This is a genomic window from Lentzea atacamensis (assembly GCF_003269295.1).
In the GTDB taxonomy this organism is placed as follows: Bacteria; Actinomycetota; Actinomycetes; order Mycobacteriales; family Pseudonocardiaceae; genus Lentzea; species Lentzea atacamensis.
This window is the reverse complement of the sequence record NZ_QLTT01000014.1, coordinates 148,254-164,009: the sequence shown is the minus strand read 5'-3', so window position 1 is coordinate 164,009 and position 15,756 is coordinate 148,254. Positions and strand designations below refer to the sequence as shown.

Annotated in this window: 20 protein-coding genes; 15 read left to right on the top strand and 5 right to left on the bottom strand. The window is 67.8% G+C overall.

Going from position 1 to position 15,756, the window contains the following annotated elements; all coding sequences use genetic code 11:
- Positions 1-61: 61 nt before the first annotated feature.
- Positions 62-802: a Scr1 family TA system antitoxin-like transcriptional regulator gene (locus tag C8D87_RS42355; RefSeq protein WP_146772064.1), complete on the bottom strand. Its 741-nt coding sequence runs from the start codon at positions 800-802 to the stop codon at positions 62-64.
- Between the two features lie 559 nt (positions 803-1,361).
- Here C8D87_RS42355 and C8D87_RS42350 point away from each other — a divergent pair.
- The 11 genes from C8D87_RS42350 to C8D87_RS42300 all read left to right on the top strand — a co-directional run bounded on the left by C8D87_RS42350 (position 1,362) and on the right by C8D87_RS42300 (position 7,850).
- Entirely contained in the window at positions 1,362-1,592 is a 231-nt protein-coding gene (locus tag C8D87_RS42350) for a zinc finger protein (protein ID WP_170166782.1), read from the top strand.
- Entirely contained in the window at positions 1,589-2,101 is a 513-nt protein-coding gene (locus C8D87_RS42345) for a hypothetical protein (RefSeq protein ID WP_112232075.1), read from the top strand. Before C8D87_RS42350 ends, C8D87_RS42345 begins: the two co-directional genes overlap by 4 nt.
- A 194-nt stretch (positions 2,102-2,295) precedes the next feature.
- Positions 2,296-2,601, top strand: coding sequence for a hypothetical protein (locus C8D87_RS42340; protein WP_146772063.1), 306 nt, complete (start codon positions 2,296-2,298; stop codon positions 2,599-2,601).
- Between the two features lie 18 nt (positions 2,602-2,619).
- On the top strand, positions 2,620-3,156 hold the full coding sequence (locus tag C8D87_RS42335; RefSeq protein ID WP_112232071.1) for a hypothetical protein: 537 nt from the start codon (positions 2,620-2,622) through the stop codon (positions 3,154-3,156).
- The gene (locus C8D87_RS42330) at positions 3,153-3,443 is read left to right on the top strand and encodes a GntR family transcriptional regulator (RefSeq protein WP_112232069.1); all 291 of its coding nucleotides are present in this window, start codon (positions 3,153-3,155) and stop codon (positions 3,441-3,443) included. Before C8D87_RS42335 ends, C8D87_RS42330 begins: the two co-directional genes overlap by 4 nt.
- Positions 3,440-3,766, top strand: coding sequence for a hypothetical protein (locus C8D87_RS42325; RefSeq protein WP_112232067.1), 327 nt, complete (start codon positions 3,440-3,442; stop codon positions 3,764-3,766). Before C8D87_RS42330 ends, C8D87_RS42325 begins: the two co-directional genes overlap by 4 nt.
- A 77-nt stretch (positions 3,767-3,843) precedes the next feature.
- On the top strand, positions 3,844-4,071 hold the full coding sequence (locus C8D87_RS42320) for a hypothetical protein (protein ID WP_112232065.1): 228 nt from the start codon (positions 3,844-3,846) through the stop codon (positions 4,069-4,071).
- Complete coding sequence (locus C8D87_RS42315; protein ID WP_170166781.1) at positions 4,068-4,493, top strand: RapZ C-terminal domain-containing protein; 426 nt, start codon at positions 4,068-4,070, stop codon at positions 4,491-4,493. Before C8D87_RS42320 ends, C8D87_RS42315 begins: the two co-directional genes overlap by 4 nt.
- 225 nt (positions 4,494-4,718) lie before the next feature.
- Entirely contained in the window at positions 4,719-5,990 is a 1,272-nt protein-coding gene (locus C8D87_RS42310; RefSeq protein ID WP_112232061.1) for a tetratricopeptide repeat protein, read from the top strand.
- A 72-nt stretch (positions 5,991-6,062) separates the two neighbouring features.
- Positions 6,063-7,022 carry a hypothetical protein gene (locus C8D87_RS42305; RefSeq protein WP_112232059.1) on the top strand — a complete coding sequence of 320 codons (960 nt, stop codon included), beginning with the start codon at positions 6,063-6,065 and terminating at the stop codon, positions 7,020-7,022.
- 120 nt (positions 7,023-7,142) lie between these two features.
- A complete protein-coding gene (locus C8D87_RS42300; protein ID WP_146772062.1) occupies positions 7,143-7,850 on the top strand; it encodes a RapZ C-terminal domain-containing protein in 708 nt (235 codons plus the stop codon).
- 91 nt (positions 7,851-7,941) lie between these two features.
- On the opposite strand, the gene C8D87_RS42295 is transcribed toward C8D87_RS42300, so the two are convergent.
- Both C8D87_RS42295 and C8D87_RS42290 read right to left on the bottom strand, forming a co-directional pair.
- Positions 7,942-8,838 carry a phosphotransferase family protein gene (locus C8D87_RS42295; RefSeq protein ID WP_112232055.1) on the bottom strand — a complete coding sequence of 299 codons (897 nt, stop codon included), beginning with the start codon at positions 8,836-8,838 and terminating at the stop codon, positions 7,942-7,944.
- Entirely contained in the window at positions 8,835-10,184 is a 1,350-nt protein-coding gene (locus C8D87_RS42290) for an XRE family transcriptional regulator (RefSeq protein ID WP_233442544.1), read from the bottom strand. Before C8D87_RS42290 ends, C8D87_RS42295 begins: the two co-directional genes overlap by 4 nt.
- Before the next feature lie 240 nt (positions 10,185-10,424).
- Here C8D87_RS42290 and C8D87_RS42285 point away from each other — a divergent pair, with 240 nt between their 5' ends.
- On the top strand, positions 10,425-11,057 hold the full coding sequence (locus tag C8D87_RS42285) for a hypothetical protein (RefSeq protein ID WP_112232053.1): 633 nt from the start codon (positions 10,425-10,427) through the stop codon (positions 11,055-11,057).
- 188 nt (positions 11,058-11,245) lie between these two features.
- On the top strand, positions 11,246-11,824 hold the full coding sequence (locus C8D87_RS42280; RefSeq protein ID WP_112232051.1) for an NUDIX domain-containing protein: 579 nt from the start codon (positions 11,246-11,248) through the stop codon (positions 11,822-11,824).
- 48 nt (positions 11,825-11,872) lie between these two features.
- Here C8D87_RS42280 and C8D87_RS42275 read toward each other — a convergent pair whose 3' ends face one another.
- Complete coding sequence (locus tag C8D87_RS42275; protein ID WP_233442543.1) at positions 11,873-12,766, bottom strand: nucleotidyl transferase AbiEii/AbiGii toxin family protein; 894 nt, start codon at positions 12,764-12,766, stop codon at positions 11,873-11,875.
- Entirely contained in the window at positions 12,711-13,892 is a 1,182-nt protein-coding gene (locus tag C8D87_RS42270; RefSeq protein WP_112232047.1) for a type IV toxin-antitoxin system AbiEi family antitoxin domain-containing protein, read from the bottom strand. Before C8D87_RS42270 ends, C8D87_RS42275 begins: the two co-directional genes overlap by 56 nt.
- A 183-nt stretch (positions 13,893-14,075) precedes the next feature.
- Between C8D87_RS42270 and C8D87_RS42265 the strand changes: the two genes are divergently transcribed.
- Both C8D87_RS42265 and C8D87_RS42260 read left to right on the top strand, forming a co-directional pair.
- The gene (locus C8D87_RS42265) at positions 14,076-14,576 is read left to right on the top strand and encodes a hypothetical protein (RefSeq protein WP_146772061.1); all 501 of its coding nucleotides are present in this window, start codon (positions 14,076-14,078) and stop codon (positions 14,574-14,576) included.
- A gap of 475 nt (positions 14,577-15,051) precedes the next feature.
- On the top strand, positions 15,052-15,396 hold the full coding sequence (locus C8D87_RS42260) for a hypothetical protein (RefSeq protein WP_112232043.1): 345 nt from the start codon (positions 15,052-15,054) through the stop codon (positions 15,394-15,396).
- Positions 15,397-15,756 lie beyond the last annotated feature (360 nt).

Genomic DNA, 15,756 nt, shown 5'->3' with positions numbered 1-15,756 from the left:
CGTACGAACGGCGCTTACGAGGAGGCATGAGGACATCCTTCCAGCAGAACCCCAGGTCCTGCTAACTCGGTGTCCACTGCTCGGGGTGAACCTCAACCAGCGAGAGCTGCCTGTTGCCGGGCGCGCGGAGGTGGAAGTTGTCCCGCAGCACACGGAGGACAACGTTCTCGTTGTGCTGCGATGCCCGCAGGACGTGCTGGCGCTGCTCGGTCATGATCTCGGCGTTGATCTCGGGGTCTGGATGCACGATGCCTTTGAGCGCACGTTCTTCCACGAAGGCCGTGAAGCGCAGCGGTGACGGCTTGCGGGTGAGAGGCACCTGCCGCCCGATGCGTTTGTTGACCTCGGCCACCACGTCGATCTCGGGGTTGCCGAGCTTGCTGAACTCGGCGAGAGCTCGCGAGTACTGCGGGGTCTGCAGCAGCGTGTGGATGAGCATCGGTTCGTAGTTGGTGATGCTTTCGGCGAAGAACTCCAGCGCCAGATACATGTCCAGGTCGCTGATGACCCCGACGGGGTGCATTTTCCCTGGCGCGCCGGTCCTGGCGATCTCCAGTACCTGCTTGAGGATCGGGAACCGGTCTGCGACGCCGAAGAAGATCAGCAGTGCTTCGAGCTGCTCCGGCAGCGGCGCTTGGTAGCCCTTCTGCGTCGGGTGGTAGAGGAACTGTGCGTAGTGGGGCTGCGTGATCCCCAGGTGGTCTGCAGCTTCCTTCTGTGTCGCGCCGGAGAGCGAGCGGCAGTGAATCAGCTGGTACCGGATGATCTGGCGCGCGGTTTCACGGCTGATGCGCACTTCCACGCTGCTGTCCTCCTGTTGGGACCTGCTGACACCGACAGTAGCGACGATCATCCTCGCTTCTCACCCAAAAAGACCACACCGACCTCTATCTATGTTATAGAGAGCCGGTCTATTTTATAGATAGGCAAGTTCGCTGGTGATCCCCATCCCCCCGGGGTAGGCGGACCTGCTGAGACCGGGAGGGCGGCACCGCCCGCCTCCCCCTGGCGGGCGTAGCTGCCGCTTCCCGGTCGCCCCTCCCGAGGGCAGCGGTTCGGCCGGAGGTTCACCCCCGTCCCCTGGCCGGACCGCCGTTCTCACCAGACCGCAGCGGCCCCGACTTGACCCCGACCGGCCGGGGCCGCTGTCACCAGCGCTAGCCGGAGCCGCACATGGAGTCGCCGCAGAAGCCGCCCGCCGTCCAGCTCGCCTCTGATCCGAGCTCGGCGGCGCGGACACAGCCGATGCTCCCGGCGGTGCGCCGGACCAGACACGCGTTGAGCGACGCGCAGCTGGAAGAAGGCCGCGCTGCGCTTCGCGAATCCGATCGCCGCACATGGCTGCCCGCCGGAGGCGCCCGATGAACACCATCGAGAGCGGCACGCGCGCACCACGGCTTTACCGCTGGTACTCCCACGCTGGCGAACGTCACGCGATCGCCCGTGCTCTGGCGGCTGGTGACCCAGGCGAGACGCTGTGCGAAGAATCGATCGCGTCGGTGTCGGCGATCCTCGCGGTCGGCTTCTACCCCACGTGCAGGAAATGCAGCGAGGAGTGGGGCAAGCAGATCGCGCAGGGCAACACCTCATGACCGCCGTGGCCTACAACCCGGAACACGATCTGAGCGGCACCGGCCGCGGACGAGGCGTGTTCGAGCCACTCGTCCCGGCGGAGAACCTCACCGAACAGACCACGCGAATCCCCCTCATCCCGGCGAGCCGGGATGAGGACACGGAGATGGTCGTGCGCACCGGCTTGGGTTGGATCTGGCCACTGTGGCACCGGTTCGACCCGACGGCCAAAGTGCGCGAACTCCGTGACCCTGAAGGTCTGCATGGCCAAGCTGGCGGCTGGTTCGTATTCGCCGTCTGCGACATGGTGGCGTGCCCAGACGAGTCAACTGCGCCCGCTTCGGTGCAGGACTGCCCAGTGTGCTTCGCCGACGACTCCGGCCACTTGTTCGTCTGGGACCGCTCCGGCGGACACACCGTCGCGAAATGCATCCTGCCCGGCTGCGAGAAGACGGACGCCGAGACCCGCGACCCGAACACCGGTCGCCGCCGTAGGTGCGTGTCGTCAACGCGCGAGGTGTCGAGCTGATGGCCGCCGGACGCAGGAACCGATCGAAGCCACCGCCAGCGATGACGTGCAGGGTGTGCGGCCAACTCGGCTGGGACGAGTGGAGCGACGCCGACCAAGCCCGCCGCCAGCGAGCGACCGAGGTACGCCGCGTCACGTCAGGCCAAGCGCCGGAGATACGTGTCCGCCGCTGCAACAGCGAGGGCCTGTTCCATGTGCAGGATCCAAAGCCCGTTACTCCGGAACTGCGGCTCCCGCCGCGCCCGTGGGCACCAGTCCCCGGCCACGACGACGACGCGATGGTCGCCTACTTCGACGCGGTGCGCGTGGCCGTGCTTGAAGCCGTGCAGCAGCAAGGCCCTGGCCTTCAGTGGCCTCGCAACCCCGCTGTGGCCTCGCGCTACGGCATCCGAAGGTCCTCGGCGACCAAACTGCGCCGCTGGCTGCAGACGGAAGGCCTTCTGAGGCTGGACGGCGACGTCTACGTCACCAGCATCCCATCCGTGCCCGACCAGGCCTGACGAGAGAACCACGCCGCCATGCAGCACGTCCTGACAGACCCCAGCGACTTCAACAACAAGGCGTATGCGGCTCTGCTCGCTCTCGGAGTCGAGGTGCCGGCGGATCGGCAGCCGCACGACCTGGAGCGCTCGCTCGAACTGCTTGGCCTGTTCGAGGTTGTCGTCCTGGCCCAGCGGCTCTGGGTCACCGACGGCGGGAAGACCGAGATTCTGGCGACCGACCTGGGTCGCCTTCGCGAGCAGCTCGCGGCCCTGCGGCCCGACGCGGCCGACGTACACGTGCGGGCGGCCGCGGACCGCGTGCACCAGGCCGAGAAGCTGCTCGGCGATGTCGCGGCCGGCGACCCGAACAAGGCGCTGCAGCTATTGCTGTCCGCGACGGCCAGGTTGTCCGCGGTGAGCCTGATGACTCCGGAAGAGGCCGAGCAACAAGAGCTCGTCGGGTTCGGCGACGAACCCATCTACGGCCCGCTGCGTCAGGTCCTGCTCGGCCACGTCCTGGCCCTCGTGCGCACGGCGTTCGACCTGCTTGTCGACCTCAGGGCAGAAGCATGAGCAATCCGTTCGAGCTGCGGCTGCCACCACGTCCCGAGGGTTTCGCCGACGTGGATCGTTACCGGTTCGCGGTGCAACTTGCCCTTGCCGACGCGATCGCGGAGCAAGAGCCGGATCGGCGCCTGCCGTCGAGAGAAGCGTTGGCCGACCACTTCGGACTGCACCCAGCCACGGTCGGCGTCGTGCGCAGGCAGCTGGTCGAGAACGGATACCTCACACGGCTGGGCAACGAGTACTTCACCACTCATTCCGCCGCCGACTGCACGGACACCGAAAGGTCCTCGTGAGCATCCTCTTGCACATCAAGGACATCGCGCTGCTGAAGACCCTCAGGGAAGACTCGGCGCAACGCTGGACCGTCGCCGACATCGAGGCGTTGTTCAGGACGGCGGAAGGCTTCGAGGCGAGCCTGACTCCGCTGCAGCAGCGGGACTTCGTGTTCGCCTGGCAGGTGCGGGGCGCCGGTGGCCGGTTGCGGTGGCAGTTCACGCTCAACCCGTTGAAATCTCGAGAGGCCCGGCGGACGGTCGAGGGCGCGGACCAGGTTGCCCTCGCCGAACAGCTGACCGTGCTGGGCCGGGAGGCCGCGATGTGCGAGCTCGTCCGGTGAGGGCCTCCGGGCGAGCCGGTGCCCCTGATCTGCCGGCCGAGCTTGTTCTTCCGCCGAAGCCGTGCAGCTTGCCGCCGGTGTGGTTGCCGAAGTCCGTCCGGCCCAGGGCGTTGCAGCAGTACGCCATCGATGTGTGCGACGCCCTCGTGCGGGCCTGCCGAGACCAGGTCGGCGCGGTGCTGCCTGATCCGAAGGTGATCGCCGCGCACTTCGAGGCGTTCACGGTCGAGCAAGCCAGGTCCTGCTCCGCCGTGCTGCACCGGTACTACGGCGCGGCCCTGCCGGTCAGTGGGGTGCGGTCGTGACGGTGCGGGTCACGCTGACCAGCTTCGGCATCAAGTACCGGCGGTGTCCCGCCGCGAACCTGGTTTTCGACGGGCGGGTGCTGGACAACCCGGCCGACGTCGACGAGCTGCGCCCGCTGACTGGCCTGGATCCGGTGGTCGCGCGCTACGTACTGGACCAGGAGCTCGCTCTGGAGATCGTCGACGTGCTCATGGCCGCGATCGTGCTGCAGCTGCAGAAGACCGATCGGCCGCCGGTCGACGAGGTGCGAGTGGCGATCTTCTGTACCGGCGGCAAGCACCGCAGCGTCGCCGTGGTCGAGGAACTCGCCGACAACCTGCGCCCCGCGCGTCCAGACGTCGTAGTCGTCACCGAGCACCTCGACCTGCGAACCGGGCGCGAAGACCCGCGTCGCTCGATCGCACCGGACGACGTGTGGTGACTTCGCGCACCGGATCCGCATCCGAGCACCCCGGCTGCTGGCCTCGTGATCGAGCACGAGGTTGCCCGGTTGCGTCGCGGTTCTTCACGCGGGAGGTGATTCCCGTGCGTCATGGCGAAATCGAGTGGTGAACCTGCCGACCCGACATCAGGCCACGCTCGCCCGCTGCACCACGCCACAGCTACTCGCCGCACTGCGTGAGCTTTTCATCGATCGGAGCTGACCATGTTCGACCTGTCCACCCATGCCTGCACGGTCATGCGCGCGCTGACCAGCTTGCCCGAGAATCCCCCCGGCTTTGATCTGGGACTGGCCCGCGCGGTGCTCGGCGTCGACGACAGCGCCGGCCTGGCCGTCCTCGGCGAGCTGGTGCAGCACGGCATAGCCGACGAGCACCAGGACGGCCAGTACAAACTCGCCGACACCACGATGTTCACCCGCGATGGCGGCAGTGCGAACGCGGCCGCTGTCGAGGCCGCGATCACGTGGTTTGTCCAGCAAGCCGTGCACGCGGACCATGTCCGCGATCGTCATGGAAGCAAGCTCTCATCGGCCTACGAGATTCTGGTCCAGTCCAGGTTCAACACCCCGGCCGATGCGATGTTCTGGTTCGAGCCGCACCACAACTGGTTCGTCGCGCTGCTGGACGACCTGGTGGCCCGCAAGCGGTACGAACTGAGCCTCACCTTGGCCGAAGCGGTGTTCGGTCTCGCGGGCCACGGTGGACACCAGCGCGATCAGCTTCACGCCGCGAAGACGGCGTTGCAGGCGCTGGGCCGCCTGCGTTTCAGCCCTGAATGGATTGCAGGTCTTGGAGAAGACCCGGACCGTGCGCGTCTCCACGACCTGAGGGTTGCCCGGTTCAACCTGCAACTGGCGTTCGTGCTGAGCAACCTCCACGGACCCATCGACGCCCTTAAGGCCCTTGACGCAGCCGAGGAACGCGGCCGGGCACTCGGTGACGCAGGCGTGCTGGCTGCGGTTCATCGCGGGCGCGGGCGCACGCATCATGCCGCCGGCGACCTGAACAAAGCCGAGCGCGAGCTGCGCAAAGCTCTGGAACTCGACCTGGCCAGCGGCGACAAGCGCCGGATCTACCTCTGCAGGCGTGACCTCGGTGCGGTCCTGGCCGACCTGGAACGTCATGAGGAGGCTGGCGCCGAACTCCATCTCGCGGCAGTTGGCACGAACGAGCTCGGCGACCGGATCCCCCACGCCCGCGTGCTCACCGTGGCTGGCGCCGCGTTCATCACCGCCGGCGAGCCGGTGAAGGCGATCGCTCCGCTGACCCTCGCGCTGGACACGATGAAACAAGAGGAAGCCGGCTCGGACGCGTACCTCGCCGACATCTACGTGAGCCTGGCCCGCGCGCGGCGGGCCACCAACGACCCCACCGCCGCCGATCACTGCTTCCGCAAGGCAGTCGAGCACTATCGCCTGGCGCACCGGGATCGGGCCGCCGCCGACGTCGAGGCCGAGTGGCACCAGCAGCAGTGACCGGGCGATAGCGCCACACGAATCAGCCGAACCACCCGATCCGCGGCCCGCGCCCTCCCAGATTGAGTCTTGATGAAACAGATCCACTTCACGTTGGTCAACTACGCACATGGCGGGGCGGACTGCTCTGGCCGTACTGGTCTGCAGACGAGCTGGGATCTCGACGGCCTCGTCGAGATCCTGCAGAACGGCACCCGATGGCCGGATCACCTGACGGTGCTGGAAGCGGAGCAGTGGGACCGCCAGGGCGGAGCGCTGATGTACGCCGCAGCGGACAAGCTGCGCCAGGCTTCCGGTGGTGTGCCCTACGTGCCGCTGCTGAGCAGCCTCACACACAACCGAGGTCCGATCGCGCCGTGCGTGTTCGTCAACGCCAACCGGGTCGTCACCAGGGAATGGCACGACGGTAGCGGCCCGGACTTCTACGAGGACGCCCGCGGCCGCATGCTGTGCCGCCTCGCCGAGGACGGCGACGACCCGGAAGACCGGTCGTTGTGGTTCAGAACCAGGGCGGCGCACCTGTGCCCGTGGTCGGCGCACCGGAAGATGATCGACGTCGAGGCGCTGCGCAACGAGGGCAACCCGCAGATGCCCTCGGTGGTGTTCCTCGACGCCAACTCCACGCTGTCCGGCCCTGGCTGGGAGCGCACGGACCTGGACGACCCGCGCCGCGACCGGTGGCACTGCGCACCGCAGATCGACTTCCTGTTCGAGCGGCTGTTCGGCAAGGTCAGGCCGAACACCGCGCCCCTGGACTACTTGTGCGGCCGCTGGCAGAAGGGCCGCCGCCGCTGGTGGGTGATCGGCAAGCGGCTGCCGGGCCGCCGGGTGGGTGGCGCGGGCATGTTCAGCGTCGCAGACCTGGTCGGTGACCAGACTCCGACCAAGCCGCCGCATCCCCACTTCCAGAGCCTGGTCACCAGCCACGTCCTGGTGAACGCGCGCTGGAAGGACCGCATCACGCACTACAAGGTCATCGACTCGCTCGGCAAGACCGACCACCACGGAGTCGAGGTGTCCGTGCTGCGATAGCCCGGCCGTGTCGCTTGCCGCAAGGTCCCGCCGCTGCTGACTCGTGAGGTCGCGCCGGCGGGACCTTTCTCGTTGCCGCCGCCCGCCGGTGTGCTCAGCGCGGAGATCACCCTTGGCCCGTTGACCATCGCGCGCGAATCGGGAAACCCCTTATATAGCACCAGCTGCGGGCCTGATCGTGGACGCATGATCGTGACGATCGTGCCCTCGATTCCCCTGTTCCAGCCGGAGTGCTGGGCCTGGGGCGAAGACGCGAGCGGCGGCCCGAGCCTGTCGGCCGCCACACACCGCGACGAGGGCCGGGCCGAGCTGTTCGAGGTGCTGCAGGCAGACCTCTCCCAAGGCCTGTCGCACATGACCACCTTGCCTGAGACCCCCAATGCGGGGCAATCGCACTCCGCCAGCGCCACTTCTGCGGCTCGCCAGGTTCACCTGCGAGTGATCTCCTGCGGTACAGGCCACGGCCCGGCACCGCAGGCCGACGTCACGGTGAACGTGGCCGCGTGGTTCCGCGACCCGCACGTCAGCCCCACGATGCGGTCGATGACCGGCTGCGACACCGAGGTCGTGCACAACGTGCTCCGGACACCGGGTGCCGCTGGCTTCATCGACCGCCTGTTCAAGCTGGTGACCGTGCTGGTCGAACTCGGCGTGGGAACCGTGACGGTTGTTGTCCAGTGCATCGGAGGTCGTCATCGCAGTGTCGTGATCTCTGACCAGCTGGTCTTGCGCGCGCTCTCCGTCGGCTGGGTTGCCCGAGTCCACCATCGCGACATCGACAAACCGGTGCTCACAAGCCGCCGCAACCGCGCTGTCCGGCCGGTGTAAGTGAGGACACCGAAGGCGCATGCCTGTCGGACGCCCGTTTCACACCGACTTGCGGATGGGCGGCTTGGCGACGCCCGAGCCCGTGCCGGTGTCAGGGCACCGCGACCCATCCCGGCCAGGGCCGCGGGCCCGCTTCGCCACGGAGGCACGAGAGCCGGTGCGCGGCTTGCCCGGCGAAGGTCGAGTCCGTCGCGGCCAGCTGTCCCGCCATGGTGGTCATCCGAAGTTCGCGGACGTCCCGAAGCAGCTCAAACCCTTCCCAGGCCGTCACATCGTGGCCGTAGCCGTCGACGAAGTCCTGGTAGTCCTGCGCGGTGATGAAGCCGAAGGACGTGTACTTGATCGCGGTGGAGACGAGGTCCCACTCCGGGGGGCCGACCGCCATGCGTTCGAGGTCGAGCAGCACGACCTCACCATCATCGGTCGCCACGACGTTGCCGCGCCAGGCATCACCGTGCACCACACAGTGCGCCAGGCCCGGCGGAAGACCATGCCGGTACGCGCTCTCCAGCTCCGCGAGCCGGCTCCGCAGCCAGTCGCGGTCAGCCGGGGTGAACGACGTGGAACCACCGATGCGTTCGGCGAGCCGCACGAACGGGTCGAGAGCGGGCACAGCGAAATCCGGGACGGGCAAGGAGTGCAGGCGGCGCAGGGCCGAGGCGATCTGTCCGGGCTCACCGGGCCGGTGCGGTGCGAGCTCGTGCCAGAAAGTCACGGCGCGCTCAAAGTGCACGACAGGCTGGTCGACCGTCTCGATCACCCGCACCGCGGGCACGCCGGCCGCCGCGAGCCACCGTGCGAGAGCGACTTCTTTCGCGGCGGCCGCCGTCTGTCCTTGCTTGGACACGCGGGCGATGACACCACCGGGCAGGCGGAAGATCGAGTTCTCGCTGATGCGCACCGGCTCGTGGTCGAGCTCCGACAAGCCGAGCTGTACGCACGCCCTGTGCAGCGCCGCCAGGACATCGACCTGTACCGAGGCCGTCACTGCAGCGCCAGCATGCCGTTGACGCGGGTGCGTAGTTCAGCGACGCCGTTGATGGCCAGGTGAGGCCGGACGAACGCGCTGAGCTCGAGAAGGTCGTTGGACGCTCGGCGCGACCGCACTGCGCTGAAGTCGTCGAGCGCTCGGAAACCGAGCGAGACCGCTTCGGCGGGATCTCCCGTGACCGCGACCAACGACGCGAGTTTGATCCCGCTGATGGCCCGTGACCGGGCGAAAGCGTCGGAGTGACCGGCGACAGCGTCGGCGAGCCGGCGGCGGGCTTGCTCAGCGAACGTGCCGTTGACTCCCAGGTCCCACAGAGCGTGCCCGGTGTCGCCGTCGTGCTGGGCGCGGTCGTAGTAGGCCATCCACGGCGGATCCACACGCGGATCGGCGTGGCTGAATTCCGTGTCGGCCATACCGATCGCGGCCATGGTCTCCTCGACGCGCCCGAGCTTGGCCAGCGCGCGGGCCCGCGCGGAGTGCAGCATCGCGCGTTCTCGCGCGGTGAGCCTGTCGCGTGCGCGTACGAGAGCGAGTTCGGTCAAGGTCAACCCCTCGTCGGGGTCGTTGCACCAGATCTCCAGGCGGGCCCGGCTGGACAGCACCTTCGCTCGCAGATGCCAGTTCCAGTAGCCCTCCACCTCCGCGCACGCCTGCGCGATCTTGAACCGATCGCGTGCGTCGTCGAACTCGTAGGAGTCGAACGCGTTGAAAGCCGCTGTGTGAGCGAGGAAGCCCACGGCCTCGTACAACTCGGCTTTGAGCCGGTCGGGGCATTTGACGAAGAGCAGGCCGAGCGAGGAGGTCAACTGCGCGTTGAGAGCGTCGCGGATGAGGCTCCCGCTGCCTTCGTGGTCCAGGCTGCCGTACACCTTGGCCAGCTTCCGGACACCGCTGATGTCCTTCTCGCTGACGCAGTCGGGCAGCGGTGCTGGTCGCGCCGAGACGGCGAGGTCGGCGAGCTCGACCGGAATGGGAGTCGCCGCGGCCGCGGGCAGCACCGCGACGGCGGCGGCACATTTCAGGAACTGCTTCCGGTTCACCTCCGCCACGGTATTAACGGATCGGCCCGACCGGCGGGTCCGTCGGAAGCCCAGGGCGCTGTCGGTCGACGCTCCCAGCACTGCCCGGAACGCCGCGCGGTAATCGTCATTGGGCCACCGGATCTCGCCGCGCAGAAGCTTGCACACATAGCGTTCGTAGACGGGGGCGTTGATGTTGCGGTGGTGGCGCAACCACGCACGCACCAGGTCAGCGAGCTCCCTGGTGGTCAAGTCCTCACCCGTGTCGTTCGGGGACTTGGTGTTCCTCATCGCTTGCGCGAGCTCGGCGTTCGGCTCGGGCACGTCCCACCTCCATCCCGCCCAACCACTGCAGCGTTGCCACGAAGCGTAGCGGTTACCAGGGCCCTGACCTCGCCGCAAACCGGTCCCCATCAGGGCCCAAACCTGCCCTTGACAGAGCCCCTAGGAACTGTTCCATCGCCACGAGGAAAGCGGCAGGGTCGACCTCATGCACGGAAATCCTGTTGTCCGCTTCGGCCTGCCGCGAGAGCACCCCCACCACGACCGCCGAAAGACGACGGCATGAGCGTCGAGGTTGAGTACAAGGTCCTGCTCTCCAAACTGGACTGGGAGAGTCACGCGTTCCTTCCCGATGAGTCCGGGGATACACGCGAGGCAGCGTGCGGAGCGCGGGTCCTTGTCGTGGCGCTCGATGACAACGGTGAAACCGTTCCCGGCTGCATGGCGTGCGCGCTGAAGCTCGGGGCACAGGTGGATCAGAAGCGCATCGAGAGGGACCACAGGATCCGCGAGCGGATCGTCGACGACGTCGCGCTGGCCGCGGCCGCGGAGGTCACGTCACTGATTTCGGCGGCAGAGCGCCTGGATGGTCCCGCCCACGCGAGCGCGATCCGCGCTCTGCGCCGCAGGAGCCGGACAGTGCGCGCGTGGTCTCGATGGCACGTGCTCACCTCGTTCTTCCTACCGCTGGGCGTGATCCTGCTCGGCTGCGGGATCTGGAATGTCGTCTCCATGACGGTGTCCAGTTGGACCGGTCCCCTGCTGATCGGGGGAAGTAACGTCTTGCTGGTCACCGTGATCGGCCTGGAGCGGGGAAACCGGCGGGCCCTGCAGGTTGCGCTCGGCCTCCAACTGAAAGTCCGGCTGCGCGGCACCGAGGACCAAGGCGGCCCTGACGACGTCGCCCGCCCCTAGAGCCGCGCCCATCCGAATCGTTCACCCACCGCGCCTGGCAGCCCACGCCGCCGCTGTGCGTGCAAGCCCTCCACGCGACCGTCGCATCTGCACGGTCATGCTCGAAAACCGAGTGGCGACGATTTGGCACTGATTTGACCGCGATTTACTGCCAGGACACGGTAGTCACCGATGGTTCCATTGAGGACATGGGGACTCGATCGGCAACTATGAGCGGTGAAGTGCAGGCCTGGCGGTGCATGCAGGAGTCCGTCGTACACGAGTCGCAGTGGTTCCAGGTCCGCGTCGACGAGGTCATGCAGCCAGACGGGGTGCGCGGCACCTACGTGCACGTGGTGGCGCCGGCGTCGGTCACGGTGCTCGCGCTGCGCGACGACGACCAGGTTGTGCTGACCCGGCAGTGGATCTACACCCATGGTGGTACCGAATGGCGGCTGCCCGGCGGCGCGGTCGACGACAAAACAGATCCGGACCCGGCCGCGGCCGCACGCCGTGAACTCGCGGAGGAAACCGGTCTGCGCGCCGCGCACTGGGAGCCGCTCGGCCAGATCCACGGCGCGGACAGCCTGAGCAACCACGTCGACCACGTCTTCCTCGCGACTGGGCTGCGTGAGGGTGAGGCCTCGCTCGGCCCTGGCGAAGCTGATCTGCGCGTGCGGACCCTGCCGTTCCAGCAGGTGCTCGACCTCGTCGGGCAGGGACAGCTTCCTCACGCCGGCAGCGCCCACGCCGTGCTCACGATGGCCTTGCGCCGCACCGCCGCGTAAGCCGTTGATGATGACGCGGCGCGGTGGCCGGGGGATGGTTGTGGAAGCTCATTGCCACGCTGCTGCTGTGGCGTAGTCCCAGTTTCCTGGGGGAGGCGAGGGCTGGAGCAGCGGTGTGATGAAGGCGTCCAGCAGCACCGCCGCGGCGTCAAGCTGCCGTAGCTCGAGGGGAATCTCGGCAACGTCCTTCGCCGCCTTGGCGTAACCGCTGTTCCAGGTCTTCTCGTCGGGGACGAAGAACTTCTCGGGCAGCTGGCATGTGGTGCTACCGCGTTCCTGGCGTCGGGCTGCTTCCTCGTGCAGGACTCGGTGGGTGAGATCGCCACGGACTTGTGCCTTGAGCGCGAGCAGGACCAGGTCGACCGGGTCCCGGTACCGCGTGGACGCGATACCGTCCGCACCCCGGCGTTCGTACATCGCACAGACCTTGTCGGCGATGTGGTTCTCGATCGGGTAGACGCGGACGTCTGGCCAGGGTCCGCAGTCCATGTCGATGGCGGGCTCCAGCGGCTCGGTGGTGATGGGCCCGCCGAGCGCATGATCGGAGGCCACGACGTCGACGCTGACCCAGCGGCCCAGATCAGTGCTGCCGAACATCACCTTGAACCTGACCGTGCGGGTGGGCCGGTCGAGGTGAACCGCCGTCGAGGTGTCGTAGTGGCGGAACCAGATCTCGTCGTCCAACCGCTCCGCGGCCGCCGCGATGAGCTCCTCAACGGCCTCCTCGACGGTGTCGTGATCGCTGAGGAAGTCGGAGTCCGTCGACGTCCTGGCCCGAGCCCAGCGAACGAGCATCGCCTGCCCGCCTTTCAGGACCCACCTTTTAGCGGTAGGCCCGGTGAAGACACGAGCGATCAGCCGCCGATGGAAGTGCAGCTCCATCAGCTCAGCGGCCGTGCGGCCGTCCTTCTTCGCCGCGGTGTTCTGCGCGCGGCTCTTCACCGACGCGACGTAGCTTGCGGGCGTCCTCGGTCGCTGGCGTGCGGTCATGGGCGACATCCTGGCCCACCAGTTCGGCATGGCGGCGAGCGGCACGCAGCGCGTCCTGCTCCAGCACGGGCCGATGGGTAGCACCCAGGTCGGCCAGGGCGCTGAGGACCTTCATTCGGTCGGACACGTCCAGGCTTCGCGCGATCTGCGCGAACCGATTCGCCCACACCTCCGACATCTGCTTGTTGATCTCAGAGAACCGGTCCACGGCGCCGAGGTCGGCCAGCGCGCTTTCGAACTTTCCGACGTTCGCGAGGTTCTCCACGGCCGACCCGAACTTGGCGTCGCTGAGCAGCTGCGAGAACTTGCTCGAGGTGAACACGTCGAGCACCGCGTGGTAGGCCTCCGTCGGGCGTTCGTCGGCGAGCAGCGCGACCAGGGCGTCCTGCACCGATTCCGGGGCAGGGCGGCGCGCGAGCTCGGCCGGGCTGGTGCCGACCTGGGCGAGCAGGTGCTCGAGCAGCCGTAGGCCGTTGCCTGGCGGCCGGACTCCGTATCGGCGGGCGTACGGCGCGATGGCGTCGGCGAGATCGTCGAGTTGCACCAGGTTCGCGAGGACGGCCTGGCGGATGATGGTGGCGACATGCCCGCCGTCGAGACGCTGATCGAGCAGGTCGCAGATGGTGCGCAGCGGCGTGGTGACCGGCAGGCTGTCAACCAGGGTTACGTCCGCTTCGGACAGTCGCGCCGTCTTGAACCACAGGTCGCTGTCGCGGCTGGTCCGCCGTCGAGGAGTGGTGAAGGCGATGCGGTCGTTGAACAGCTCGCCGAGGTTGTGCAGGTTCGCGGCGGATTGGTGGGACAGCACACCACCGTCGGGATCGAGCAGCGGGCGTTCCCAGGCCGGCGTCGCCGGGTTGAGTGAGAGCCAGGCTGCCTGCTGGTCGCGCGTCTCGGAGACCGTGGCGGACGTGGATGCGTAGACGCCGTGACGGACACGGTCAAGGTGGCCGTCACCGAGCAGCCGGTGCAGGGTGGCGCCGTCGACGCCAACGGTCATGGCCTGCCCGGAGGTGATCATGCCCCACTGATTGGCCGTGAAATCGCCGATCAGCCGCAGCGCGCCCGCCGTGTCCATACAGCGAAGTTTACGCACATACGCAGCGTTCTTCACCCTCATAATGTGAAGAACGCTGCATACGTGTATGAATTTTGCTGCGAAATCTGTCACGACCGGCTAGGGTGCAGAGGTGCACTCGCACTGCGCCCACCGACCAGGGCGCGAGGAAACCGAGCACCAAGGGGAGACATGACGTCGACCATGAACACTGAGATCACCGGCCAGGTGACGAGGATGAACGCGCAACCGGACACGGCGGGTGGCATCGTCATGACCTGCGACATCGGGACCGCCGACGGCATGACCACCGCGACGCTACGGCTCGACGATGGCGGTACCGGCTATCTGCGGTGCGCTATCGAGGACGCCACCCCGACGCCGGCAGCGCTCGCGCAGGGCATGGGCCTGGACAACCGGGCCTTCTGCACCGAGCTGATCTGGATCGCCGCCGACAAGCCTAAGTGGCAGCAGAAGGCCGGGTGGTCGCTCTACTTCGACAACGAGCTGATCGCCCACACCGCCGAGCACCTGACGCACCAGGCCGCCCAGACGTGGGCCGACGCGCGGCTGACCGCGCTCACCACGCGCATGACCTGGCTGTCCGGTGATGAGCCGGGCACCTTCTACCGGGTCCCGTGCTCCGCCCCGCGGCGGTGGCGCTGGTTCTGGCGCACGGTGGCCGCGCTGATGAGCAGGTCGTAGCTTTCCGCCGTGCCGGGCGTCGTCGAACCAGGGCACGCCCGGCACGGCCCCGACGGTGAGCCACTTGTGGACGCGCGGCCGAGAACTACAGGGAGACCAGCGTGAGGTTCCAGCCACGCGGCCATGTGATGGCGGTGCAGTACCCGGCCGAACGGGACGAGGCCCGCGAAGTCGAGATCTGCGGCCTGGCCCGCCTGCTCGGAATGGGCCAAGGAACCGTTCGACTACGGCCGGTCCAGCCGCGGCCTGCCCAACCGCGAGATCGAGCTCAGGAGCGACAAACCGGCGCGCCTCATCCGCGTGCCGCGCGGGCACTGGCTCATCGTGCACCCGCGTCCGCGCGGCCCGCTGTTCGAAGTGTTGTCCGACGCCGATTTCCGCGCCGCGTTCGACGGCCCCCCTGCACAGCGCCGAGAGCGAGCACGACCTCGCCCGCGCTGTCGCCGCCGAAGCGCACAGCCAGCTCGGCCGTCAGGTGTCGCCGCGATACCTCGACTCCAACCACTTCACCACCGGGCCGTGGGCGCATCCCGCGATGCAAGCGGTGATCACCCGCATCCGGGCACATCTACACGAGCGCGACGCCGAACTGTGGGAGCAGGTCGACTCCGATGACCTCGCCCGCTGGGACCGCAACCGCGCACACCTGCCGGTGCCATGCCAGGTCCGGCCCGAACTGGGCAAGCACGGCTTCCATCCCGGCTCACCCCGCCACGTGGTCCTGGCCAGCAGCGTCCGCGGCCGCCGCGAGCACGCCGCCGACCGGCTGCTGTGCGAGACGAAGTCCAGGCCGAGTTCCGGGCCCCGCGCTCGCACCTGATGGAGCCGGAAGCCCCAGTGCTCGGCGTCGCGCTACCCGAGCTGCTGCCCAGCCGTGCTCCGTGGCCGGCGCGGCGTTGGGTGACGCCCCCGGTCCCCACCTACCAGACGCGCCGTGTTCTGACGCTCAAAGCGCCCATGTCGTGCGAGGGGAATGCTGGGGTTCTGCTCACCGGAAAAATGCGTGGCGCTCGGACGCGTCCACGAGGGACACAATTCACCTTCCCAAGTGCTTCCAGATTGGACGCAGCGTAGCCGGGCGGCTACCGAATCCTGGTTTTTGCACAGGAATGCCCTTGTTCGTTGACGGTCGGGGGAATGGATATCAGGCTGCGAACAGCAGGTCAGTGATTCGCGTACC

Excerpts from the sequence above, each read along its gene's own strand:
- C8D87_RS42305 (WP_112232059.1), top strand. The coding sequence starts at position 6,063 with ATGAAACAGATCCACTTCACGTTGGTCAACTACGCACATGGCGGGGCG.
- C8D87_RS42345 (WP_112232075.1), top strand. The coding sequence starts at position 1,589 with ATGACCGCCGTGGCCTACAACCCGGAACACGATCTGAGCGGCACCGGC.
- C8D87_RS42335 (WP_112232071.1), top strand. The coding sequence starts at position 2,620 with ATGCAGCACGTCCTGACAGACCCCAGCGACTTCAACAACAAGGCGTAT.
- C8D87_RS42310 (WP_112232061.1), top strand. The coding sequence starts at position 4,719 with ATGTTCGACCTGTCCACCCATGCCTGCACGGTCATGCGCGCGCTGACC.
- C8D87_RS42280 (WP_112232051.1), top strand. The coding sequence starts at position 11,246 with ATGGGGACTCGATCGGCAACTATGAGCGGTGAAGTGCAGGCCTGGCGG.
- C8D87_RS42330 (WP_112232069.1), top strand. The coding sequence starts at position 3,153 with ATGAGCAATCCGTTCGAGCTGCGGCTGCCACCACGTCCCGAGGGTTTC.
- C8D87_RS42270 (WP_112232047.1), bottom strand. The coding sequence starts at position 13,892 with ATGGACACGGCGGGCGCGCTGCGGCTGATCGGCGATTTCACGGCCAAT.
- C8D87_RS42350 (WP_170166782.1), top strand. The coding sequence starts at position 1,362 with ATGAACACCATCGAGAGCGGCACGCGCGCACCACGGCTTTACCGCTGG.
- C8D87_RS42285 (WP_112232053.1), top strand. The coding sequence starts at position 10,425 with ATGAGCGTCGAGGTTGAGTACAAGGTCCTGCTCTCCAAACTGGACTGG.
- C8D87_RS42265 (WP_146772061.1), top strand. The coding sequence starts at position 14,076 with ATGAACACTGAGATCACCGGCCAGGTGACGAGGATGAACGCGCAACCG.